The 22,402-nt window shown below is 69.9% G+C and carries 17 protein-coding genes; 8 read left to right on the forward strand and 9 right to left on the reverse strand.

Features of this window, described 5'->3' with window-relative positions:
• Positions 1 to 5: 5 nt before the first annotated feature.
• From HKK74_RS08200 to HKK74_RS08210, 3 genes are all read right to left on the reverse strand, one after another.
• Positions 6 to 1,214, reverse strand: a complete 1,209-nt coding sequence (locus tag HKK74_RS08200; protein ID WP_187242469.1) for a DUF6986 family protein — start codon at positions 1,212 to 1,214, stop codon at positions 6 to 8.
• 154 nt (positions 1,215 to 1,368) lie between these two features.
• Entirely contained in the window at positions 1,369 to 2,814 is a 1,446-nt protein-coding gene (locus tag HKK74_RS08205; RefSeq protein ID WP_187242470.1) for an LVIVD repeat-containing protein, read from the reverse strand.
• A gap of 193 nt (positions 2,815 to 3,007) precedes the next feature.
• Entirely contained in the window at positions 3,008 to 4,435 is a 1,428-nt protein-coding gene (locus HKK74_RS08210) for an LVIVD repeat-containing protein (protein WP_187242471.1), read from the reverse strand.
• A gap of 179 nt (positions 4,436 to 4,614) precedes the next feature.
• Here HKK74_RS08210 and HKK74_RS08215 point away from each other — a divergent pair, with 179 nt between their 5' ends.
• Positions 4,615 to 5,274: a DUF305 domain-containing protein gene (locus tag HKK74_RS08215; RefSeq protein ID WP_187242472.1), complete on the forward strand. Its 660-nt coding sequence runs from the start codon at positions 4,615 to 4,617 to the stop codon at positions 5,272 to 5,274.
• Between the two features lie 194 nt (positions 5,275 to 5,468).
• On the opposite strand, the gene HKK74_RS08220 is transcribed toward HKK74_RS08215, so the two are convergent.
• On the reverse strand, positions 5,469 to 6,692 hold the full coding sequence (locus HKK74_RS08220) for a helix-turn-helix domain-containing protein (RefSeq protein WP_187242473.1): 1,224 nt from the start codon (positions 6,690 to 6,692) through the stop codon (positions 5,469 to 5,471).
• Positions 6,693 to 6,823: 131 nt separating this feature from the next.
• Between HKK74_RS08220 and HKK74_RS08225 the strand changes: the two genes are divergently transcribed.
• Positions 6,824 to 7,267, forward strand: a complete 444-nt coding sequence (locus tag HKK74_RS08225; RefSeq protein ID WP_187242474.1) for a hypothetical protein — start codon at positions 6,824 to 6,826, stop codon at positions 7,265 to 7,267.
• Between the two features lie 382 nt (positions 7,268 to 7,649).
• On the opposite strand, the gene HKK74_RS08230 is transcribed toward HKK74_RS08225, so the two are convergent.
• Complete coding sequence (locus HKK74_RS08230) at positions 7,650 to 8,510, reverse strand: helix-turn-helix transcriptional regulator (RefSeq protein ID WP_187242475.1); 861 nt, start codon at positions 8,508 to 8,510, stop codon at positions 7,650 to 7,652.
• Between the two features lie 215 nt (positions 8,511 to 8,725).
• Between HKK74_RS08230 and HKK74_RS08235 the strand changes: the two genes are divergently transcribed.
• Complete coding sequence (locus tag HKK74_RS08235; protein WP_187242476.1) at positions 8,726 to 9,685, forward strand: sulfotransferase family protein; 960 nt, start codon at positions 8,726 to 8,728, stop codon at positions 9,683 to 9,685.
• Positions 9,686 to 9,776: 91 nt separating this feature from the next.
• Here the strand turns inward: HKK74_RS08235 and HKK74_RS08240 are convergent, their stop codons facing one another.
• The 4 genes from HKK74_RS08240 to HKK74_RS08255 form a co-directional block, all read right to left on the reverse strand.
• Positions 9,777 to 10,424 (reverse strand): class I SAM-dependent methyltransferase, encoded by a 648-nt coding sequence (locus tag HKK74_RS08240; protein ID WP_187242477.1) that lies wholly within the window; start codon positions 10,422 to 10,424, stop codon positions 9,777 to 9,779.
• Positions 10,425 to 10,582: 158 nt separating this feature from the next.
• Complete coding sequence (locus HKK74_RS08245; RefSeq protein ID WP_187242599.1) at positions 10,583 to 12,067, reverse strand: YlbE family protein; 1,485 nt, start codon at positions 12,065 to 12,067, stop codon at positions 10,583 to 10,585.
• A 35-nt stretch (positions 12,068 to 12,102) separates the two neighbouring features.
• On the reverse strand, positions 12,103 to 13,590 hold the full coding sequence (locus HKK74_RS08250; protein ID WP_187242478.1) for an AllF/FdrA family protein: 1,488 nt from the start codon (positions 13,588 to 13,590) through the stop codon (positions 12,103 to 12,105).
• A 23-nt stretch (positions 13,591 to 13,613) separates the two neighbouring features.
• A complete protein-coding gene (locus tag HKK74_RS08255; RefSeq protein WP_312881339.1) occupies positions 13,614 to 14,570 on the reverse strand; it encodes an oxamate carbamoyltransferase subunit AllH family protein in 957 nt (318 codons plus the stop codon).
• A 281-nt stretch (positions 14,571 to 14,851) separates the two neighbouring features.
• Between HKK74_RS08255 and HKK74_RS08260 the strand changes: the two genes are divergently transcribed.
• The 5 genes from HKK74_RS08260 to cutA all read left to right on the forward strand — a co-directional run bounded on the left by HKK74_RS08260 (position 14,852) and on the right by cutA (position 22,296).
• On the forward strand, positions 14,852 to 16,582 hold the full coding sequence (locus HKK74_RS08260) for a PucR family transcriptional regulator (protein WP_187242480.1): 1,731 nt from the start codon (positions 14,852 to 14,854) through the stop codon (positions 16,580 to 16,582).
• A gap of 229 nt (positions 16,583 to 16,811) precedes the next feature.
• Positions 16,812 to 18,332 carry a uracil-xanthine permease family protein gene (locus tag HKK74_RS08265; RefSeq protein WP_187242481.1) on the forward strand — a complete coding sequence of 507 codons (1,521 nt, stop codon included), beginning with the start codon at positions 16,812 to 16,814 and terminating at the stop codon, positions 18,330 to 18,332.
• Between the two features lie 3 nt (positions 18,333 to 18,335).
• Positions 18,336 to 19,214 carry an FAD binding domain-containing protein gene (locus tag HKK74_RS41305; protein ID WP_187242482.1) on the forward strand — a complete coding sequence of 293 codons (879 nt, stop codon included), beginning with the start codon at positions 18,336 to 18,338 and terminating at the stop codon, positions 19,212 to 19,214.
• Positions 19,211 to 19,867 (forward strand): (2Fe-2S)-binding protein, encoded by a 657-nt coding sequence (locus tag HKK74_RS08275; protein ID WP_187242483.1) that lies wholly within the window; start codon positions 19,211 to 19,213, stop codon positions 19,865 to 19,867. The genes HKK74_RS41305 and HKK74_RS08275 overlap by 4 nt, the downstream gene beginning before the upstream one ends.
• Positions 19,864 to 22,296 (forward strand): aerobic carbon-monoxide dehydrogenase large subunit, encoded by a 2,433-nt coding sequence (gene cutA, locus HKK74_RS08280; protein WP_187242484.1) that lies wholly within the window; start codon positions 19,864 to 19,866, stop codon positions 22,294 to 22,296. Before HKK74_RS08275 ends, cutA begins: the two co-directional genes overlap by 4 nt.
• The last annotated feature ends 106 nt before the right edge of the window (positions 22,297 to 22,402 follow it).

Raw genomic sequence — 22,402 nt, forward strand, 5'->3', positions numbered from 1 at the left:
GGACACTACGACACCGCGGAGGCCTCCAGGGCACCGCAGTCGACGGCGCGTTGCAGCCGGGCGGTCAGCGCCCTGATGGTGGCGGGCTCGTCGAGAACGGCGCCCTGCTGCTGGCTCTGCTCCCGCCAGGCCTTGACCCGGGCGAGGTCGTCCTCGATCCCGGTCAGGTGGAATCCGTAGACCACCGCGTAGCGGCTCGCGAGATGCGCGGGGTGCAGGTCCCAGCCCTGGTAGAAGCCGTGCCGCAGCGAATGGCGGACGTGCGCGGCATGGGTGGCCCACGTGCCGCTCACGTGCTCGGCGCTGTCGCTGCGCGGCACCGCGTTGGTGGAGCCGTCCGACAGCCGGACGCCGGTGCCGGCGAGGCTCACCTGCATGATGTGGCGGGCGAAGTCGCAGGCGGGATGGTCGAGCCGCTGCTCGTCCGGGGGGAGGCCGACGGCCGCCGTGTAGTCGAAGACGCCGAAGTGCGCGCCGGTGAGCCGTCCGCCGGCCGCCTCGAGGATCGGGCGCAGCCCGAGTTCGCCGCGGTGGTTGATGATGGCCTCGGTCGTCTCGATCTGCACCTCGAACTGCAGCACCCCGACGGGAAGACCGAGCGCCGACTCGAGGCGGGTGAGGTAGTCGACGAAGATGACGACCTGCTCGGGCATGACCACCTTGGGGAAGGTGATGACGAAACCGCCGGGAAGGCGCCCGAGCCGGTCGCGCAGCGACGTGAGGAAACCGTCGAGCGTCCGCATGCTGCGCTCGTGCCCTCCGTCGGTGAAGGACTTCACCCGCAGGCCCCAGAAGTGGGGGAGCGCCTTCAGCTCGTAGGCCGCGGCGACCGCCTCCACGATCTGGTCGACGTGCGAGTCCTCCTCGGTGTCCGGGCGGACGCCGTAGCCGTCCTCGAAGTCGATGCGCAGGTCCTCGATGGGCTCGGCCGCCAGTTTGGCGGTGACCCGCTCACGCACCGTTCCCGCCACGTCCGGCTGGATGCCGAACGCGGCGCCGAACGAGCCGACGCCGGGCGTGTGGTTGTTGACAAGCCTCAGTGCCTCGGTCCCGAAGTCCTTGGGCGTGGACGGGCCGAACCGGTCGGCGGGCACGTAGACCGTGTGCACCGGCTGCCGCCCGGGGCTGGAGGCGGGGAAGTGCCTCTCGTGCTCCGCGGAGGTGTCCAGTACCCGCTTGGACAGGTCGTCGGTCGAGGAAACGCTCAGGTTCACCCGGATATGATCGCGCATGATCCGGTGCCGACGACACCCCGTCGGAGCACCGTCATCCGTCGCTTCCGGCGGAATGCGAGATCCCCCGGGCCGGAGCCCGGGGGACCTCTGGTCCTTCAACCGCTGGAATCAGGAGCCTGGATCAGGTCCCGAATCAGTCCTCGAAGTAGTCGGGCTGGGACTGCACGTTCAGCTGGTCGAGCTTGATCCGCTCGGCCTTCTCAACGCGCTTGTCGTCGATCTTCAGAACGTCGAAGCCCTTCTGGATGTCGTTGGAGTACACGTGGCCGTTGTAGTAGTACGTCGACCACGCTCCACCGGTGATCATCCGAGTGTCGGACAGCGGTCCGCGCTCGAAGAACCCGATCTCCTTGGGCTGTGCGGAGTCGGTGAAGTCCCAGACCGACACGCCGCCCTGGTACCACGACTGCACCATGAGGTCCTTGCCCTTGACCGGGATCAGCGAGCCGTTGTGGGCCACGCAGTTCTCGGTGTCGGCCTGGTGCCGGGGGATCTTGTAGTAGCTGCGGAAGACCAGCTTGCGCTTGTCGCCCTTGCCGACGATGTCGTAGATCCCGTTGGCGCCCCACTTGTCGCCTATGGTGGCGTTGCAGGTGGCCGTGCCGCCGCCGCCGAGCTCGTCGGTGAAGACGATCTTGGTGGCGTCGTTGTTGAACGTGGCCGAGTGCCAGAACGCGAAGTTCACCGAGTCGCGTACCCCGGTGATGACCCGCGGGTTCGCCCGGTCGGAGATGTCGAACAGGACCCCCTCACCCATGCACGCGCCCGCGGCCAGGTCCTTCTCCGGGTAGGCGGTGATGTCGTGGCAGCCGCTCGTGGCGGACCTGCTGTTCGGGTAGCTGCCGGGAACACCCGGGAAGCCGCCGTCGGGGAAGAGGACCGGCTCCGACACCACGGCGGCGGCGGCCGGGTTGCTGCGCGGGACCTTGACGATGGAGATCAGGTCATGCGGCGGCTGGCACTTGGGGAAGTCCGCGCGCGGGCTGTACGACTGGACGTACAGGTAGTCGACCTTGCGCTTCTTGTCCGGCACCAGCGTGTGCGTGTGCGAGCCGCACTTGGTCTCCACCGACTTGATGTAGCGCGGGTTGCGCACATCGCTGATGTCGAAGACCTTGATCCCCTGCCAGTTCGTGGGGTTCGTGTCACTCGAGCCCCCTGGCGTCGCGGGCGTGGCCGCCGTGCTGTTGCAGGAGTCGTCCGACCGGGCCGAGTCCGTGGACAGGTACAGCAGGTTCCCGTTGACCGACACGTCGTTCTGCGAGCCGGGGCAGACCACCGTGCTGACGACCGTCGGCTGGCTCGGCCTGCTGATGTCGAAGATGGTGAGCCCGCCGTAGTTGCCGGCGAAGGCGTACTTCCCCTGGAAGGCCAGGTCGCTGTTCAGGTTTGACTCTGTGTTGAACGGCGCCTGCTTCGGGATGTTCGCCAGATGGCGGATGTTGTCGCTCTTGGCGACCGCGTCCACCGGAGGGATCTCCGCCGCCGCGGGCGACGGTGCCAGGGCGAAGGTGGTCAGGGCCGCCGCCACGGTGGTGGCCAGCCATGCCGAGACCTTGCGTTTTCTTGCGTGCGCCACGCATGACTCCTTTCTTTCCCCCCGAGTCTGTGCACTGGCAGCAGTATGTGATCAAGTAGGTCCTGACACCAGCGACATGTAGGAATGATGCCGACTTGTGTCTTTTGTCCCTTGACGAACAAAGAGAGGTCCCCCCGGGCCGGCTGCCCGGGGGGACCTCTCTTACGTCAGCGCTCGTGCGTCAGCGGTGCGATCAGTGCCGACCGTAGGAGTGCTGGGACTGGACGTTGAGCTCGTCGAAGTGAACACGCTTCGCCGGTGCGAGCCTCTTGTCCGTGACATCCAGAACGTCCAAGCCCTTCTGGATGTCGTTGGAGAAGATGTAGCCGTTGTAGTAGTACGCCGACCAGGATCCGGCGGTCTGGAGCTGGGTGTTGGACAGCGGCCCGCGCTCGAAGAAGCCGATGGTCTTCGGGTGCCTCGAGTCGGTGAAGTCCCACACCTGGACGCCGCCCTGGTACCAGGCCTGGACCATGATGTCCTTGCCGGGCACCGGGATCAGGTTGCCGTTGTGCGCCACGCAGACCTCGGTGTCGGCCTGGTCCCGGTCGATCTTGTAGTAGCTGCGGAAGACCAGCTTGCGCTTGTCGCCCTTGCCGACGATGTCGTAGATGCCGTTGGCGCCCTTCTGGGAACCGATGGTGTCGTTGCACGTCGCCGTGCCGCCGCCGCCGAGCTCGTCGGTGAAGACGATCTTGTTGGCCTTGTTGTTGAACGTCGCCGAGTGCCAGAACGAGAAGTTCTCGTCGTCCCGGACCACATCGATCGTCCTCGGGGCCAGCGGGTTGGTGATGTCGAAGAGCACGCCGTCGCCCATGCAGGCACCGGCCATGATCTTCTTGTCCGGGTAGGCGGTCAGGTCGTGGCAGCCGGTCGTCTGCCTGGTGATCTCCGGGTAGGGCAGGCCGTCGCCGGGGTTGCCGCCGTCCGGGAAGAGCACCGGCTCGGCGACCACAGCCGCGTCGGTCGGCTTCTTGTGGTCGACCTTGATCACCGAGATCTTGTCATGCGGGTACTGGCAGTCCGGCCCGACGGAGTTCTGGTCGATCAGGTAGGACGAGACGTATACGTACGTCGTGTCCTTGCCACCCGGCACGATCGTGTGGGTGTGCGAGCCGCACTTGTTCTCGACCGACTTGATGTAGCGCGGGTTGCGCACATCGCTGATGTCGAAGATCTTGATGCCCTCCCACGACTCCTTGACCGTCACGGGCTGCGTCGTGCTGCTGCACGAGTCGTTGTTCCGTGAGGAGTCCGTGGAGAGGAACAGCAGGTCCCCGGCGACCGAAACGTCGTTCTGCGAACCGGGGCAGACCACCTGGCTGACGATCTTCGGCTTCCTGGGGTCGCCGATGTCGTAGATGGTGACGCCGCCGTAGTTCCCCGCGAAGGCGTACTTGCCCTGGAACGCGATGTCGCTGTTCAGATTGGCCAGTGTGTCGAACGGGGCCTGCTTCGGGATGTTCGCCACATGGTCGACGTTGTCGCTCTTCACGACCTCGTCGACCCCTGGAAACGCCGGCGCTGCCGTGGTGGGCGAGGCCAGTGCCAAAGAGGTGAACGCCGCTGCCACTGTGGTGGCGAGAGCGGCCCACACCTTGCGTCTTCTTCCGGACGCCACGCGTTGCTCCCTTCATTTCCCCCGAGTACACCTGAACTGCCAGCAGTATGTGATCAACACGCATAGGGCACCAGAGGTAGGGGCAAATGATGCAAAGCCGTGCCTTTCGCCCACGGGGAGATCGCGCTACGGTGCCCTAGTTGTTTGCAGGTCAGGAGGGTGGGCAGGCGTTTATGGGCATGAAGCTGGCCGGAATCGGCCTTGTGGTCGCGGCCTTCGCTGTCGCGGGGTGCAGCGGCGAGGAGACCACTCCCCGATCCTCTCCGGGGGTCGTCGGCTCTGGGGCGCCGGTGATCGTGCCCGGCCGGCCCGGGGAGCCGAACAGGACCGCTAAGCCCGGCGAGACCGTCGACACCGGAGTCCGCGCCGCCAACGGCGCCGACGTCCGTTTCATGCAGCGGATGATCCCGCACCACGAGCAGGCGCTCGAGATGACCGCTCTGGTGAAGGACCGGGCCGTGAACACCCAGGTGCGCGCGCTCGCCGGCCGGATCAACGCCGCGCAGGGGCCGGAGATCAGCGCTATGCAGTCGTGGCTCCGCTCGAAGGGCAAGTCCACGGCGGGAAGCGGTCAGGGCCACGGAGCGCATGGCGGCGGTGACGCGATGCCCGGGATGGCCACTCCAGAGCAGATGGCCAAGCTCAAGGCCGCGTCCGGCAAGGAGTTCGACAAGCTCTTCCTGGAGCTCATGATCGTCCATCACAAGGGCGCCATCACCATGGCGAACGAGGCGCTCGGGGACGGTGCCGACGTCATCGTGAACCGCATGGCGATCGACGTGAACACCGGCCAGGGCGCCGAGATCCACCGCATGCAGGAACTGCTCCAGCCGATGTGACCTCCGCGGGCAGGCCGGGCCGTGGCCCGGCCTGGTCACTCCTCGGTCGCCGAGGTGGCCGTGGTCGGCGTCCCCACAAGATCCCCAACCTGGGCGTTGACTGTTTCAGGGCTCAGAGCTCTGCCGTGCAATTAGGGTGCCGTTCGGCCACCAGGACCAGGCCGACTTGGTGGCCGTGCTGGGACCCTGGCGGCTCACTCGCGATGAATCAAGAGTTCGCGGACCGCGGCGACGTCGCGGTACTGCTCCAGCCGGGTGAGAACGACCCTGGCGCGTTGAGCAGTGCGCTGGCTCGTCACCTTTGCTGACAGCTCTAGCATTCGGCCGGCTGCGGCGGCGGCTTCTTCTGGCTCGTTGGCGTCGGCGAGAGCGATTGCGAGCCATGACAGGTAGAGCGCGAGCTCCCGTGCGTGGGTCGCGTCGTATCGGCCGAGCACATCGAGCAGCAAAGGCACCGCACGCAACGGGCGCTGGAGTTCGGTATATGCGCGTGCCTCCATGATCTGGAGCTCGCTGGAGTCGACCCAGTAGAGGTAAGCGGGGTCTTCCCGGCCATCGTGCTCGGCTAGTGCCTCGGCGGCATTGCCAAGCGCTCCCATGGCGGCTTGAGACTCGTGTACCCGCACGTGCGCCCACGCGAGCCGGTCCCACGCCAGGGCTCGCGCCCGCGGCGGAGCATCCGCCCCGGCGGCAGCGACCGCTCCCTCGGCGAGCGTGACCGCCTCGCGGGGATCTCCGACATTGGCCATCTGATAAGCCAACGACCCGGTCAGGTTGGATTCGAGGACTGGATCTTCGGCTTCTCGAGCGGCGCTGATCCCGAGGCGGTAGGTGTCTGCCGCCCGGTCGTACTGACCGGCATCGCTGGCCACCCATCCGGCGATCTGCGCGAACTCGCCGATGACCGATAGCAGGCTGCGGCCTACCTCGTCCGAGTGAGCTGTCTCCTGTTGGAGGCGTATGGCGGCGTCCAGTTCGCGGAACACCGGGGTGAGGAGATCCCCGCCGGCCAGGACATCGTCCGCCAGCCGAAGGGCGTGCACGCGCGCTTCCAGGTCCGCAACAATGCCGACCCCAACGTGGCGGCCCGTGACGCTGGCGATGCGACCGGTCAGGTCTCCCTGGGACAGAAGTCCAGACAGCATCGCGCCAGCGCTACGGTGCCGGTGCTCAGGCCCGAACAGCTCGGCCTCATCAACCTCGAATGCTTCGGCATAAGCGAGCCGGTAACGCTCGCTCATCCCCACCTTGCCGGCTTCCCAGCGCTTCACGTACGACAACACCGTCTCAGCGTCGGGTATTTGCCGTCCAGGCAGGCCATCTCGAATTCGCCGGGCCATCGTGCCCTTGCTCCAGCCGCGCCGTTCCCTTTCCCAGCGCAGTCGCGCGCTGAGCGCACGTCGGTCATCGGCGGTCATCGCGTGCACCTCACGTCGCCGTGCCCCCGGGGAGCACCCCAAGTGCTCCTCATTGTGCCCCTGTCGACCCGACACGATCCAGGAATTCACTGAGCGTGACCGAATCACAACCTCGAACGCAGGAGATCACGGTGCACGCTCGACGGACTTGGGAGCCGCCACGGCTGTATTCGTGGACGATCGTTGCCGGTGGCGACGTTGGCGCGCTCGGCGTGACCGACGACCACGAGCATGCGTTGGCCGCTGTCGCGGACGCGCTGCGGAGCGCACCGGTCGGCGCGCGTGGACTGGTCCACCGGACCATGCTCAGCTTCTCGCGGCTGGGTTACGTCTACGAGGGCCTGGTGGCTCGCTGCCGGATCGATCCAGGCAGCGGCACCGTGGTGTGCGACGACCTGCCCCGACCGTCGTCGTGGACGCGGCTCGCGCCGACGTTCACCGATCCCCCCGAGGTCCTCGGTGATGCGATCCCGCCCGAGGCCATCGCGACCGGGCTCGCCGACCTCCAGGTCCACCACGAGCGGCTCGAACAAGTGTCGGCTCCGGTCAACCCTTCGAGTGGGACGGCACGGTAGCCGTGGGCGTGAACTGGGTCGACCCAATCGATCCCCCTACTGGTGGGCGCGTCACGCGCAGCGGCTCGCCCACCTCTCCGGGCAGCCCCCGCCCGGACGTCGTACGGCCCGGGGCACCGCCGGAACCCGGGCCGTGGCGATGCTGGACCGGATCGCCAAGGCCATGCACACCACGTTCACCATCACCGTCGGAGACCGTGCGGCGGTTTGACCCACGCCCGGGAGCACAGACAGTGGCGCCGGGGTGGGCGATCGCGTCGGCGCCCAGCGCGGCGAGGTGGGTGTCCCCAGGAGCGCGGCGGGGGCTTCCCGGAGGCCCAGGGCAGGTTGATGGTCTCAACGGCACAGAACAGACGGCACAGAACAAACCAATTCCCCGTAGTCACGCATTCGGAGGCGTCCGCGGGACGATGTGTTGGGATCCGATGACGGAGAGAAGCTGTAGTTTCTCGTAGCTTTCGCTGCCGGGGACGGCGGTGTAGACGAGAAGGGTGTGTGACTGGTCGGGGTCGAGAAGTATCTGGCAGGTCAGTTCCAGGGCGCCGACCTCAGGGTGCATGTAGCGTTTGACGCCGTTGTAGTGGATGCCGATTTCGTGTTCGTTCCAGACGGTGCGGAATTCTTCGCTGTGGGCGAGCAGGAGGTCCATGAGGTGAGCGGCCCGTGATTTGGGCCCGCGGAGTGCGACCATCTTGCGTAGTCCGGCGGCGAAGACGCGGGAGTGCAGCGCGTGGTCGTCGGGGTGGTACATGGCCCGGGTGGCCGGGTCGGTGAACCACCGGTAGCCGATGCTGCGGGCTGGGCCGGTGTATCGGGTGGTGTCGCCGGTGAGTGCGACGCCGAGCGGGGTCTGCCGGAGTGTCTCGCCGAGCTCGGTGACGATCTCGGCGGGGGTGTCCGTGAGCCGGTCGAAGATGCGGAGCAGGCCGGGACTGATGTGTTCGCTGATTGCGCCTCTCGCGGGTGGGTTGTGCCCGGCGAGGCGGAACAGGTGGTCGCGTTCGTCGAGGGACAGACGCAGACCCTGGCCGATCGAGGCGATCATGTGCTCGGACGGGTGAGGTCCGCGCTCCCGCTCGAGCCGGCTGTAGTAGTCGGTGGAGATGTGGCAGAGCGTGGCGACTTCTTCGCGGCGCAGACCGGCGGTTCTGCGCCGTTGCCCGCGCGGGAGACCGACGTCTTCAGGTTGTAGTGACTCTCGATGGCGGCGCAGGAACTCGGCGAGACCAGTTCGATCGATCACGGCTGCTTCCTCCCTGGTGCCAGTGCTGTTTCATCCTGCCACCGGTGCCGGATGGCTGCCTCGGACTGTTGATCCCCCCTTCGGGCCAGAAGCGGCGCCTGACCGTGGCGCCACGAGCGCCGAACGGCGCGTCTTGAGGCTCGCCGGAGCCAGCCTCAGGGGGCCAGCGGAAATTCACTTGGCACATCGGCGAGTCGCGAGTTGACTATGTCGCCATGGCCTATCCGTCGCCGATCTTCGTCGCTGGCACCGGTCGGTCGGGAACATCGCAGCTCGCGAACATTCTCGGCGAACACCCGCAGATCCACAGGATTCCGATCGAGACCAGGTTCATCGTCGACCCGGGCGGCTTCAGGGACTTGGCGGATGCACTCACGATTCGATACGACCCTTACGTCGGGGACGACGCCCTCCGCAGGCTGAGCGACATCCTTACGGTGCGACTGGTCGGCAGGAGAGACATCGATCGTGGTCATACCGTTTCTGAGGCCATCGGCGAGCGGCACTACTGGGACGCGGTGGGACGGCTGTGGCCGGAGCTCGTCGCGAGCACGTTCGACGAGTTCGTGCCTGCGGCAGGGTTCGGCCATGCCGACTGGGCTGCCGGGCCGTTCGAGCATCAGAGTTACCGGCGGGCGGTCCCGAGGTACTTCAGCGATCGGAGCGAACTGCTCGAAATCCTTCGTCGCGCAGTCGACGCAATGTTCGGCGGGGCAGCTGCCGACGTGGGAAAGTCGACCTGGTGCGAGAAGACACCGTTCAACCTTCTGTGCATGGACTTCCTCTGGGAACTCGTCCCTGAGGCGACCATCGTCCACGTCAAGCGCCACCCGGTCGCGGTGGTCGCGTCGCACGTCGACCAGCCATGGGCACCGCCCACGGTCGACGGCGCGCTCGCTTGGCTCAAGCCGGTCTATGACCGATGGCTCGCCTGGAAGGCGACCGCCGATCTCGACACCAAGCGATACGTTGAGATCAGAGCCGAGGATCTCGCTGCGGACTGGCCGGCCCAGCGGAAGGCGCTCTTCGAGAGCGTTGGCGTTGATGACTTCGCGACCACGTCGACGTTCCGCTCACGCAGCCTCGACCACCGCAACGACCAGTTCGACAGCGACACCCGCGCGCTGATCGAACGAGCACTCGCAGATGTCATCCCAACCATGGGATACGAGTAGCGGCCGAACAGAATGAGTCGACGCCTGGAGCCTGACGGCTCCTCGTGCGGCAGGTTGGTTGCGGTCATGTGTTCGGTCGGACAACCCCTGCCTAGGCTTTGCGGGCGAGCAGTTGAATCTCCTGGAACTGCCGCCGGTCGGTGGGCTGAGGCTCGCGAACCATCCGGGCCACCTCGGCCAACCCGGACTTGCGCAGCATCGCGGCGAGGTGATCAGGCCACCACCGATAGGCCGGCGCGACTGTGTGATCGAAGACCTGCGTCGGGTGAGACGGATCATCGCTTGCCGAAAAGCCGACCAGAAGGTGGCCGCCAGGTGCCAGCACGCGATGGAACTCCGCCAGGATGACGGGGAGTTCTTGCGGCGGAGTGTGGATGATGGACCAACGTGAGAGTACGCCGCCCAGCACGCCGTCAGCGATGTTCAACGCGGCCATCGAGCCCACGTCGAACCGCAGGCCCGGATAGGCCTGTCGAGCCAACTTGATCATCGCAGGAGAGGCATCAACACCAAACGCCGCCAGCCCCAGCTCGTCCAGATAAGCGGTGATATGGCCAGGCCCACACCCCAGATCCGCGACCTGACCGTCCCCACTCGCACTTACGACCTCGGCGAAGGCACCCAAGATCGCGCGGTCCAGGGGACTGTCACGCAGCGTGTCGCGGAACAGCTGCGCATAGGTGGGGGCAGCAGCGTCGTAAGCCTCGCGGGTGGCACTGAGGGCATCGTGTTCGACCATGCTCGCGACAGTAGTTCCCGGCCCGAGGCGAGCCGAGACAATCACGATCTTCCCTCCCGCCCTCCCGCCCTCCCGTGCCGTCGGAGAAGACGGCCCGGGGAGGTTGCGAGTTCTTCCACGCAGGTCCAGCAGGCCATGTCTACGAGAGGGACGAGTGATTACGGGCGAAGCGTCTCGGCCAGCGCCGTCACGGCGTCGGTGAAGATCTTCGCGGGCGGCGACACAAGTCCCGCGCCGACCTGGCCGGTGCCCGCGACCCGCCCCGCGATACCGGTGTTGACGACCGGGAGGATCCCGGTGCGGGCCACCAGGGTGGCGTCGATACCGGTGGGGGTGCCGCGGAACGACAGGATCGGCACCTGGAACACCGGGTTCTCCGCGAGGGTGATCTCGTACATCCGCTGGGTCGCGGCCAGTGCGTCGGGCACCTCGCCGCCGATGAAACGGACGATCGCGGGGGCCGCCGCCATCGCGAACCCCCCGAGCCCGGTGGTCTCGGTGATGGTGGAGTCACCGATGTCGGGGTTGGCGTCGCCCGGGCCGTACGAGCCCAGGTAGAGACCGTCGGGAACCCCGGCCGGGCCGGTGAACCACCGGTCACCGGTGCCGGAGAGCTGGATGCCGAAGTCGGTGCCGTTACGCGCCATCGCCACCACCAGGCTCGATCCCGGCACGTCGCGGGCGGCGTCGGCGGCGCCCTTGCCCGCGGCCATCGCGAGATTGAGGAAGAAGTGGTCGTTGCCGCCGATGAAGCGCAGCACCTCGGCACCGCCCTCGACCTCGGCGAGGTCGGCCGCCAGTTCCCGGACGAACAGCGAGGTGGCGGCCCGGTTGCGGTTGTGCAGTTCGTCGCCCATCTGCAGCGCCTGGGCCATGATGGCCTTCAGGTCGACGGGACCGTGCCGGCGGATCGCCGCGCGCAGGGCCGGGCCGAGCACCGCGGACATCCAGTGCAGCCGGTCGACGACCTCCGGGCCGTACGCGCCATAGCGCAGCACCTTGCCGAGGCCCTCGTTCAGTGAGCAGAACGCGGTGCCACCGTGCTCGGCGTCCTCGATGACGAACATCCACATCGAGGGCCCGACGACGCCCGCCATCGGGCCGACCGTGCGGTGGTGGTGGCAGGAGTCGAGCGTCACCGGCCCGGCGTCGCCGCGGGCGAGCCGCCGCTCCGCCGCCTCGGGGTCATCGGCCAGGCCCTCGGCGAGCATGGCGCCGATGAGGGCTCCCCGCATCGGGCCCGACGCCCGTTCCCAGGTCACCGGCGGGCCGGCGTGGAAGAAGGTGCCCGCGGTCAGGCCCAGTGCCTCGCCGGCGGGCCGTACGTCGACGAGGTGCGGGCGTGAGGCGAGCAACCGCTTCACCGCGGTCGCGTTGGCCGCGGCGTGCTTCGGATGGCCGAGCACGGTGGCGAGGGGCTCGGTCGCGCCCGGCACCGGTGGCCGCCAGTCCACGCTCTCCACCGGCACGGCCTGCTGGGCCAGGGCATCGGTGAGCACGGGGGTGCCTGCCGCGACGATCCCCGGCTCGCGGTTCAACAGGCCGCCGAGCCTCGCGCCGCGCTGGTCGCCGATCGGATGTGACGCGGCTGCCGCTTGCGGCGGGTCGGCGACGACGCTGAGGTCGGCGGGCTCCTGGGGCATGGTCAAGACCCTTCGGTGGCTGTCAACGGTCCTGATCACGGTCCTTGAACGAGGCCGGCGGCGTGCCGGGCGGCGGTCGCGTTGGAGCAGAAGACCGCCGCTCCGGCGTCCCGCAGCGCGGCCGCCTGGGCGTCGCGGTCCTGCGGGTCGGCGGCGGTGCCGCACAGCGACACCACCACGGCGAGATCGCCGTCGCGGGACGCCAGGGCGTCTTCGATCGCGGGGGCGAGGAGCGCGGCCGGGTCCGGCTCGGCGCCATACCCGAGCACGACGTCGAGCAGCAGCACCGCGCACGATGGATCGGCCGCCTCGGCGGCGAGCCGTTCCAGCCGCAGGGCTGGATCGATCATCGGGTGCGCCCGGCCTGCGGTGAACTCGTCGGCCCCGAAGTCGATCATGCAGTGGCCGGTGGACGCCTGCCCGTGCGTCCACGCGGGCTCGCCGGTGGCCGTGCGCCGGAGGTTCGAGCCGATGGGGCCCAGCGCGTCCGTCGCGATGAGCATGGCCTCCTCGCACAGGGTGCCGCCCGCGAACAGGCCGCGCACGAACCCCGGCGCCGGTGCCTGCGCGACGGGGGCCGGCCAGTGCGGCCACGCGGGTACCGGCCGGCCGAGCGCGCGCAGGGCGCGTTCGGCGACCGCCGTGAGGTCGTCCTCGTCCTGCTCGAGCAGGGCGAACAGCACCGGGGTGCTCAGCCGCCGCACCGCCTCGCGGATCAGGCCGGCGACCCGCTGCGAGGGCGGCTTGGACACGATGATGATGAGCTCGGTCGCCGGATCCGCGTCGAGCGCGGCGAGCGCCTGCAGGGTGGACCGGCCGCTGACCGTGGCCGACAGGTCACGGCCGCCGACGCCCAGCGCGTGGCTGATGCCGACCCCCGCGGTGTCGAGCAGCGACATGAGCTGCTGTGACCCGGTGCCGGACGCGGCGACGAGCCCGACCGGCCCCGGCCGGACGGCGTTGGCGAAGCCCAGGCCCGCGCCTCCCACGACCGCCGTGCCGCAGTCAGGCCCCATGACCAGCAGATCCAGGCGGGCCGCCGCGTCCTTGAGCGCGACCTCCTCCTCGACCGGCATGTTGTCACTGAAGATCATGACGCTCAGTCCCGCGGTCAGGGCGTCCATCGCCTCCATGAAGGCGTACGGGCCCGGCACCGACACCAGCGCCAGCGTGGCGTCGATCCGGCCGGCCGCCGACCCGATGGTGCGGGCCGGGGGGACGGTGCCGAGGCCCTGTGCGGAGACCTTCGCGCTCGAGGCGTCGGTGAGCAGCACGTCGAGGGCCTCGCGGGCGTCGGCGAGCACGGTCTGGTCCACGGCACGGATCGCCACGAGGAGGTCACCGGGCCCGACGTCCTGCGGAGGGTCGAAACCCATCTGGGTGAGCAGGTCCCGGTTGAGCTCGGTCGCCATCGCGGTGAGCGCGTGGCTCACCTCGGCGCGCGCGCTCAGCTGCCGGCTCACCCGCATCAGGGTGACCGAGTCGTAGTAAACACCGCGGCGCGCCTCGACATGGGTGCTCATGGCGGGCTCTACGGGCTCGGCCGTCACGCGGTCGCCTTCCGCCGCCCGGCCGCCGGGGTGGCCAGCGCGAGAGTGGCCCGGCAGCCGGCGAGCAGCCCCCAGCTCAGGTCGGCGCCGGAGGTGTGCCCGACGCCGAGCAGCCGGCGTACGGCGGGGCGCAGCGGGGCCTGCCCGGCGATCCCGCGCAGCACCGCCGCCACCTCGGCGCCGGCCTGCCCGCGGGACGCGCAGTGCAGCAGGGTCGCGGCCAGTGCGGTCGTCCGGGTGTCGGCGTGCGCGGTGACCGCGGCGCCGAGCCAGTCGGCCAGCCGGACCGCCGGATCGCCGCCGTGCACGGCGCCGCCGAACAGGCGCAGGGAGAGGAGCAGCCCGGCGAGGATGTCGTCACCCGTCGGCGTGAGCCCGGGGCCCAGGCCGACGATCCGTTCGGCGGCGTCGACGGCGTGCGCCAGGTCGCCGTCCGCGCAGCGGTCCGCGAGCAGCCCCGGGCCGGGATGGTCGGCGAGCCCGCACCTCTCCTCGGCCGTCTCGGCCGCGAGGGCGAGAGCGCCGTGGGTGAGCTGGGGCAGGGACACCGGTCCGAGCACCGGTGAGGGATCCCACCAGCGCCGGGTCCGCACCTGGATCCGCAGACGCGGCGCCGGCCCGCCCTGTCCGGCCCCGCTGACCTCGACGACGCCGTCGCCGACCCAGGCGTCGTCGCCCTCCCGTACCGCGGCGAACGGCAGGTCCCGGCTGGTCGCGGCCACGACGATCGCGTTCGGCAGCCGTACGGCGTCCGAGCCCACCACGGCGAGGACCCGTGGTTCGGTGGCCGAGCGCAGCTCGACGTAGACGGCGGACGGAAAGGCCGCGATGACCCGTGCCGCACTGCGTGGGCGGTCGAGCAGTTCGCGGAGCGTGAGGCTCGCGACTCCCGCCACCGGCGACCTTGCCGGGCCGGGCGGTGCGAGAGGCTCGCGTACGACGGTCGAGGTCACGATGCGGCCCTCCAGCGGTGTCCCTCGTCGGGCGGCCCGCCGGCCGGGACCACGTCCCGGCTGAGGGATCGGGCGATGAGCGGGCGTTGCGCGGGCAACGGACGATGAACGGACATGGACTCCATTGGTGGCGAACGTAAACGGCGGCCGCCTCTCACCGTATGGAGAAAGATGCCAAGAATGCTTGTCATCGTTCGTATTTCTTGTCAGTGTTGATCGCGGATCGGTAGCGATCATGATGTTTCGGGCGATGTGTGCATAAGAGGCCAGGTGACCCCTGCATGATCTACACTCCCGCCGAGCCCAGCCCACCCGCGCTGAGGCTCGCGAGCACCGGAACGCTTACATACGGTCTGTCGGTCGGAGAGGTTCTCGGCGTCTCGACCCTCGCAGGCGCCCGTCTGATCGCCGGAGCGTCCGGACTCGATCGGATCGTCCAGCGCCTCAACGTCATGGAAGTGCCGGACATCCTCGCGTGGGTCAAACCGCACGAACTCCTGCTGACCACCGGCTACCCGCTGCGGAACACACCGCAGTCGCTGGGACGCCTGGTGACCGACCTCGACGAGCGCGGTCTGGCCGCGCTGGCCATCAAGCTCGGCCGCTACCTCGACGAACTCCCGGTCGAGATGATCGAGCAGGCCGACCGGCTCGGCTTTCCCCTGATCCTCCTGCCCAACGACGTCGGCTTCGACGACATCCTCAACCAGGTCCTCACCGACATCCTGAACCGGCAGGCGGCGATCCTCGCCCGCACTGAGGAGGTGCATCGCGCGCTCGTGCAGATCGTGCTCGGGGGCGGAGGACTCCAGGACGTGATCGACGAGGTGGCGACCCTGTTCGACGTCGCGGTCATCGCCGTCGACGGCGACCGCCGGATGCTCGCGGGCGCGGGTCCGGAGGAGCACGTCAAGGCCGTGTGCGCCGCCTGGGTCGACGGCCCGGGCTGGTCTGCGGCGCAGCCCGGCTTTGGCGGCAACGGCGACCACGTCGTCGTCCCCGTCGTCGCCGGCGGCTTCGACCACGGCCGGATCATCGCCTACAGCGCCAGTGGCGCGCTCCGCGAGACCGACGTCGGCATCCTCGAGCGCGCCGCCACGGTCGCCGCGCTGGTCATCACCAAGCAGCAGGCCGTGGCCGCGGTCGAGAGCAAGTACCGCGCGGATTTCCTGCGCGACATCCTGGCCGGCCGGGCGGGTGCCGACGACCGCGTCATCGCCCACTGCGCCGGGTTCGGCTGGGACCTCGACCGTCCGGTGGCGGTGGCGGTCGCCGAGCTCGACTCCGACGGCCGGAGCGGCGGCACCGCCGAGACCCGCCTCGGCCGCACCGACCGGGTGCCCGAGCCCCGCACCGAGGACGGCCGCGCGAAGGGCGGTGAGGAGCGGCAGGCACAGGACCGGCTGGCCGCGGCGTGGACGGCGGCCGTACGACGCCGGGACCCCAAGGCGGCGGTGGCCAGCTTCGCGCACGAGGTGGTCGCCGTGGTCGGGCTGTCCGGCGACGGCGACCTCGACGGCCTGGTCCGTGACGCGACCACCATGTTCGGCGAGCACCCGGGACGGCGGCGTACGTTCTCGACCGGCGTCAGCCGGGTGGTCGCCTGCCCGACGGCACTGCCGGAGGCGTACGAACAGGCGGTCAAGTCGGTGCGGGTCGGCCGGCAGCTGCACGGATTCGGCTCGCTGGCGCACTTCAACGAACTGGGGGTCTACCGCCTGCTCAGCCTGGTCGCCGACGCCGCGGAACTCCACGCGTTCGTGCGTGAGACGCTCGGCGAGCTGGCGGGGGACGACGACCCGGAGGCCGTCGACCTGCGCCGCACTCTGCAGGTGCTGCTGGAGACCAACCTCAACGTGGCCGAGACCGCGCGCCGGCTGCACTTCCACTACAACACGCTGCGGTACCGGATCGGGAAACTGGAGCGGATGCTCGGGGCGTTCACCGAGGACGCCCATCTGCGGCTCAACCTGACACTGGCCCTGCACGTGCTCCGCATGCGCGGGATCTGATCCATGCGCGGTCCGTTCCCCCGGGCGCTCCGCGGCCCGGGGGAACGGCCTCGCACGGCGCCCGGGGCCGGGTCGATGTGTTCAGTTGCCAACCCGTATCGAGGGCTTTGGCAGGTGTCGACGGTGCCCGCCGGCCGGGGTACATCTAACTTGCCCGCATGACGCGGGACCGTCGCGGCGGGTCGACGATCGGGGACGAGGGCCTGCCACCGAGCCTGAGGAGGCCGTGATGGCAGTGGGTTGGAAGGTCCATGGCGACGGGAAGAGCCCCGCGCCGGGGCAGGTGGTCAGGCCCGACGAACGGCTGAGCTGGCCGCGAACGGCAGGGCTGGGCGCCCAGCACGTCATCGCCATGTTCGGCGCCACGTTCGTGTTCCCCATCATCATGGGGCTCGACCCGAACCTCGCGGTGATGATGTCGGGCGTCGCCACGATCGTCTTCCTGCTCATCACGCGTGGGAAGGTTCCGAGCTACCTGGGCACCAGCGCCTCGTTCGTGGGGGCGGTCGTCGCGATCCGCGCGGCGGGCGGCACCAGTGCCACCGTCACCGGGGCGATCCTGGTGGCCGGCCTCGTGCTCGCGGCCGCGGGGCTGGCCGTCCACTTCCTCGGCACCGACGTGATCCACAAGGTGTTCCCGCCGGTCGTGACCGGCGCTGTGGTGATGCTCATCGGGTTCGGCCTGGCGTTCGTCGTCGCCGACACGTACTGGCCGCAGGACCACTGGGTCGCGCTGGCCACCATGTGCTTCGTCTTCCTCATCATGGTGGTGTTCCGCGGGTTCATCGGCCGGATCGCGATCCTGCTCGGCCTGGTGTTCGGGTTCGTCCTGTCGTGGATCCTCGACCTGACGGCCGGGCCCATCACCTCGCTGGTCCCCGCGCTGGCGAAGGCCGCGCCGCATGACCGGGTGAGCTTCGACGGGGTGTCCGACGCCGACTGGGTCGGGCTGCCGGAGATGCACGCGCCCGACCTGAAGATGTCGGCGATTCTGCTCGCGCTGCCGGCCGTCATCGCGCTCATCGCCGAGAACACCGGCCACGTCAAGGCCGTCGGGGTGATGACCCGCACCGACCTCGACCCCGTCATCGGCCGGGCGGTGTTCGCCGACGGCGTGGGCACCGCCCTCACCAGCTCCGTCGGCGGCTCGCCGACGACGACGTACGCCGAGAACATCGGGGTCATGGCGGCCACCCGCGTGTACTCCACGGCCGCCTATTACATCGCCGCCGCCGTCGCGATCCTGTTCGGCCTGTGCCCGAAGTTCGGGGCGCTCGTGGCGGCCACGCCCGGCGGCGTCCTGGGCGGCATCACCGTGATCCTCTACGGAATGATCGGCCTGCTCGGCGCGAAGATCTGGATCGAGAGCCGGGTAGACTTCGCCGATCCGGTCAACATGGTGCCCGTGGCGGCGGGCGTCATCCTCGCCATCGGCCCGGTGGACCACAAGATCACTGACGACTTCGTCCTGTCCGGCATCGCGCTCGGCACGATCGTCGTGCTGGCCGGCTACCACGCGCTGCGCGCCATCGCCCCGCGCGCGGACGCGGGGGAGGTCTCCTTGGGCGAGGCCGGTTTCGACGCCGGCGGACCCGGCAAGACCGGTCTCGACGAGGCAGAGGCCGGGGAACGCGCGACCGGAGGGCCTGGTGCCCGCGAGGAGGTGGCCGGTGAACCCGCGACGAGCGCCGTACCCGACCCGCCGCCGGGGCGCCCCGGCGACGATAAGACGCCGGGGAGCGGCGGCTGACCTGTGAAGCCACCTCCCTTCGCCTATCACGCGCCGCGAGCCCTCGCCGAGGCCGTCGGCGCCCTCGCTGAGGCGGGCCCCGACGGCAAGGTCCTCGCGGGCGGGCAGAGCCTGATCCCGCTGCTCAACATGCGGCTCGCCGCGCCCGCCCGGATCGTGGACATCAACCGGCTCACCGAGCTCGACACCGTCGAGGTGACCGAGCGGGGCGTCCGCGTCGGCGCGCTGGCCCGGCACTCGAGGGTGCTGCGCTCTATCGAGGCGGCGCGTGCGCAGCCGCTGCTCACCGACGCGCTGCGCCATGTCGCCCATCCGGTGGTGCGCAATCGCGGCACGGTGGTGGGCAGTCTGGCCCACGCCGATCCGGCGGCCGAGCTCCCCGCCGTCCTCGCGGTGCTCGGCGGCAGCGTCGACGCCATGTCGGCGGGCGGACGTCGCACGATCCCCGCGGACGCGTTCTTCACCGGGCCCCTCGAATCCGCCCTGCGTCCCGGGGAACTGGCGGTGTCCGCCTTCTTCCCGGGGCTGCCTCCGTACGGAGGTGCCGCTTTCGGCGAGGTGACGCGGCGGCACGGGGACTACGCGCTCGTCGGGGTCGCGGCCGTGGTGGTCCTCGACGACGACCTCAGGGTCGCGTCGGCCCGCGCCGGTTATCTCAGCGTCGGGGCGACGCCGCTGGTCCTCGACCTCACCGAGGCGGCCGGCCGCCGGTCGCCGGGGTCGTGCGACTGGGCGGCCGTGGCGGCGCATGCCGAGAGCCTGGTCGATCCCGAGACCGACATCCACGCCGGCGCCGACTACCGAAGGCACCTGGCCGGTGTGCTCACCGAACGCGTCCTGCGCGCCGCCGCCGCGAACGCCCTGGAGAGAGGAGAACCATGACGGAGCAGCGCCACGAGATCGCGATGACCGTCAACGGCGTGCACCGCGTCTCCTCGGCGCCCGCCCGCCGGCTGCTGTCGGACTTCCTGCGCCACGACCTCGGGCTCACCGGTACCCACGTCGGCTGTGAGCACGGCGTCTGCGGCTGCTGCACGATCCTGCTCGACGGCGAGCCGGTGCGCTCGTGCCTGATGTTCGCGGTGACGGCGGCCGGTCACGAGATCACGACCGTCGAGGGGCTCGCCGGCGCCGACGGTGCGCTCTCCCCGGTGCAGCGGGCGTTCCAGGAGTGCCACGGCCTGCAGTGCGGCTTCTGCACGCCCGGTTTCCTCTGCACGGTGACGGCGCTGCTGCGGGACAACCCGGCCCCGACGGAGGACGAGGTGCTCGAGGGCGTCTCCGGCAACCTGTGCCGCTGCACCGGCTACCAGAACATCCTCAAGTCGGTGCACCGTGCCTCGGAGCTCATCGCCGAGACGAGCGCGGCGGATCGCGGAGACGGGCACCGGCACGCCTCCGCGTACGCCGTGCGGCACGCGCCGGGCGAGACCGCCTCCGAAGGCGACCGTGGCGGTGGCAGTGGCGGTGGCGGTGGCAGTGGCGGTGGCACGGCCGACGACCAGGCGGGCGACACTGTCGGGGGCACCAAATGAGCGGCTTCGGGGAGCCCATCGCGCGGCGTGAGGATCCCCGGCTCATCACCGGCCAGGGCCGCTACGTCGACGACCTCGGGGCCGGCGCGCTCGCCGCCGCGTTCGTGCGGTCACCGCACGCCCACGCCCGCGTCGTCGACATCGACGTCGACGCCGCGCTCGACGTGGACGGCCTGGTCGCCATCTACACCTGGGAGGACCTGCCGGGACGGGTGGGCGAGCCGCTGCCGCTGCTGATCCCGCATCCCTCGCTCACCCACGGCCGTACGGGACACCCACTCGCCCGCGACGTCGTACGGCACGTGGGCGAGCCGATCGTCATGGTCGTCGCCGAGGACCGCTATCTGGCGGAAGACGCCGCAGAGCGCATCCAGGTGACCTACGAGCCGCTGCCGCCGGTCGTCGGCCTCCGCGAGGCCGCGGACGCCACGCGTCTGGTGCACGACGACGTTCCGGGCAACGTCGGCGCGCACATGGTCCAGGAGGTCGCCGGCGAGGGCGGCGCGGACGCCCGCGCGGCGATCGACGCGGCGCCGCACGTCCTGGAGTTCCGGCTGGACATCGAGCGGAGCGCCTCCATGCCTCTGGAGGGGCGCGGCGTCTACGCGCGCTGGGACACCGACGACGGGTCGCTGCGCGTCTACTCCTCGACCCAGGCGTCGACGAGCGTGCGCGCGGCCATCGCGGCCAGGCTCGGCCTACCGCCCGGCAAGGTCGAGGTGATCGCACCCGACGTGGGCGGCGGGTTCGGCGTCAAGATCGTGCATCCGTGGCCCGAGGAGGTGCTCGTCCCGTGGGCGGCGCGCCTGCTGGACCGCGAGGTGAAGTGGGCCGAGGACCGCCGCGAGCACTTCGTCTCCGCCGCGCACGAACGGGCCCAGGTGCACTTCGTCCGGGTCGGCTTCGACGACGACGGCCGGCTGCTCGGCCTCGACGTGCGCATCCTGCACGACCACGGCGCCTACACCCCGTACGGCATCATCATCCCGATCATCACGTCGACGCAGCTGCTCGGGCCGTACAAGCCCGGTGCCTACCGCGTCGAGTTCACCAGCCTCTACACCAACACGGTCATCGTGACGCCCTACCGCGGCGCGGGCCGGCCGCAGGGCGTCTTCTGCATGGAGCGGACGATGGACCGCATCGCCGACTTCCTCGGCCGCGACCGCACCGAGGTCCGCGCGGTGAACTTCATCCAGCCCGACGAGTTCCCCTACGACCAGGGCCTGATCTTCCAGGACGGCCGGCCGCTCGTCTACGACTCCGGCGACTATCCGGAGTTGCTGCGCAGGGCCAAGAAGCTCATCGACTGGGACGGCTTCGAGAAGGCGCGCACGGAGGCCGCGGCGCGGGGCCGCCGGATCGGCATCGGCATCGCCGGTTATGTCGAGGGCACCGGCGTGGGGCCGTACGAGGGCGGGCACGTCGAGATCGACACGTCCGGGCGCGTGCACGTCTCCACCGGCCTGACCTCGCAGGGCCAGGGACACCAGACCGTCTTCGCCCAGATCGTGGCCTCCGAGCTGGGGGTCCTCATCGACGACGTGCAGGTGACGACCGGCGACACGCGCCGGTTCGGGTACGCCGTGGGGACGTTCGCGTCGCGCGCGGCGGTGATGAGCGGCAACGCCATCGCGCTGGCCTGCCGGAAGCTGCGCGACAAGGCGCTGAGGATCGCGGGAGAGGCGCTGGAGGCCGACCCCCGGGATCTCGACATCACCGACGGCGTGGTGCACGTGCGCGGGAACCCGGCGGCGGCGATCCCGCTCCGCACGGTCGCGGTGCTGTCGAACCCGCTGCGGTACGCCTTCGACGAGGAGGCCAAGCGGGCGACCCAGTTCGCCGTCTCGGGCTCGATGGACGACCCGCCGATCGCGCCCGGCGACGAACCCGGCCTGGAGGGCAGGGACTACTACTCGCCGCCGAGATCCACGTTCGCGGCGGGAATGCACGCCGCGATCGTGGAGGTGGACCCCGACACCGCCGAGGTGCGCGTCCTGAAGTACGCCGTCGTGCACGACTGCGGCCGGCTCATCAACCCGCGGATCGTCGAAGGCCAGATCCACGGCGGCGTCGCCCAGGGCATCGGCGGCGCGCTGTACGAGCGGATGGTCTACGACGGCGCGGGGCAGTTGCTCAACGCCTCGTTCATGGACTTCCTCATGCCGTACGCCACCGAGATCCCGCGGATCGAGACCGACCACATCGAGACGCCGTCGCCGCTGAACCCCCTCGGGATCAAGGGCGCGGGCGAGGCCGGGGTCATCCCGGTCTCGGCGGTGATCGCCGCGGCCATCGAGGACGCCGAGGGCATCCGCATCGACGCGATGCCCATCTCACCGGACGAGATCTTCCGGCTACGGCAACGCGCGGCCACCGGCGACGCCGAACTCCTGAAACGGAGCCGGGGGCGTCCGGTCCCCTCATGATCCGGAGGACCCGCTCGCCGAGCGTGACCCCGAGTCCGCGCGGCTCGCATCGGCCGCCCACATCGGAGCGGTCGAGGACTGGCTGCGTACCCGACCGGAACAGGAG

Source organism: Actinomadura alba (genome assembly GCF_014323705.1).
Taxonomy (GTDB): Bacteria; Actinomycetota; Actinomycetes; order Streptosporangiales; family Streptosporangiaceae; genus Actinomadura_C; species Actinomadura_C alba.

Bases quoted from the DNA above. Each gene is read 5' to 3' on its own strand.
- HKK74_RS08245 (WP_187242599.1), bottom strand. From the start codon at position 12,067: ATGCCCCAGGAGCCCGCCGACCTCAGCGTCGTCGCCGACCCGCCGCAA.
- HKK74_RS08260 (WP_187242480.1), top strand. From the start codon at position 14,852: ATGATCTACACTCCCGCCGAGCCCAGCCCACCCGCGCTGAGGCTCGCG.
- cutA (WP_187242484.1), top strand. From the start codon at position 19,864: ATGAGCGGCTTCGGGGAGCCCATCGCGCGGCGTGAGGATCCCCGGCTC.
- HKK74_RS08240 (WP_187242477.1), bottom strand. From the start codon at position 10,424: ATGGTCGAACACGATGCCCTCAGTGCCACCCGCGAGGCTTACGACGCT.
- HKK74_RS08220 (WP_187242473.1), bottom strand. From the start codon at position 6,692: ATGACCGCCGATGACCGACGTGCGCTCAGCGCGCGACTGCGCTGGGAA.
- HKK74_RS08250 (WP_187242478.1), bottom strand. From the start codon at position 13,590: ATGAGCACCCATGTCGAGGCGCGCCGCGGTGTTTACTACGACTCGGTC.
- HKK74_RS08235 (WP_187242476.1), top strand. From the start codon at position 8,726: ATGGCCTATCCGTCGCCGATCTTCGTCGCTGGCACCGGTCGGTCGGGA.
- HKK74_RS08275 (WP_187242483.1), top strand. From the start codon at position 19,211: ATGACGGAGCAGCGCCACGAGATCGCGATGACCGTCAACGGCGTGCAC.
- HKK74_RS08215 (WP_187242472.1), top strand. From the start codon at position 4,615: ATGAAGCTGGCCGGAATCGGCCTTGTGGTCGCGGCCTTCGCTGTCGCG.
- HKK74_RS08265 (WP_187242481.1), top strand. From the start codon at position 16,812: ATGGCAGTGGGTTGGAAGGTCCATGGCGACGGGAAGAGCCCCGCGCCG.